This is a genomic window from Roseateles sp. P5_B10 (assembly GCF_056400485.1).
On sequence record NZ_JBFULE010001433.1, the window covers coordinates 1 to 748 of the forward strand.

1 protein-coding gene is annotated in these 748 nt (G+C 70.5%); it reads right to left on the bottom strand.

Features of this window, described 5'->3' with window-relative positions; translation table 11 throughout:
- The coding region (locus AC1DU6_RS33815; RefSeq protein ID WP_477862758.1) for a UDP-2,3-diacylglucosamine diphosphatase at positions 1–712 on the bottom strand (712 nt) is incomplete at its 3' end.
- Positions 713–748: the final 36 nt, after the last annotated feature.

Sequence of the window (748 nt, forward strand, 5' to 3'; positions counted from 1 at the left end):
GGCGGATGACGTCGCCGCGCGGTGGGGTGCCATCGAGGTCCCAGTCCGACAGCACGACGCGCCGCTGCCCCTCGCCCAGGTCATGCTCTGCCGGGCGATGCGTGTGGCCGTGGATCATCGTCGTCGCGCCGGCTTCGTTCAGCAGCGCGCGGCAAGTCTCGGCGTCGAGGTCGGTGGCCATCAGTTGCGCGGCTTGCGCCGCGCGGCTGCCTTCGCGCATCTGGCGCCCCAGCGCCTGGCGCGCTTCGAGCGGCTGCGCCAGCACCTGGGCCTGCCATTCGGGCGAGCGCACCTGGCGGCGGAAGGCCTGGTAGGCGGTGTCCGCAAGGCATTGCGCATCACCATGCACCAGCAGCCAGCGCTGGCCAAAGGCATCGAGCACCGTGGGATCGGGCAGGGCGGTCATGCCGGCGCCCGCCAGCAACTCCGCGCCGACAAGGAAGTCGCGGTTGCCGTGCATGAAGAAGAGATCCAGGCGCCGCGACGCATCGCGCAGCAGGCGTACGACACCGGCCTCGAAGGGCTCGTGCCGCGCGTCGTCGCCGACCCAGACCTCGAAAATGTCGCCGAGCAGCAGCACTGCTTGCGCGGGCGTCTGCGCAAGGTGCTGCTCGAGCCGGGCGGTCGTTGCCGGCGTGTCCGGCCCGAGGTGCAGGTCCGACAGCAGATCGATCTGCCGCCACTGCGCCGGGGCCGTCAGCGTGTGGATCAAACCTCGACGGCTTTCTCGATGATGACGTCTTCGACC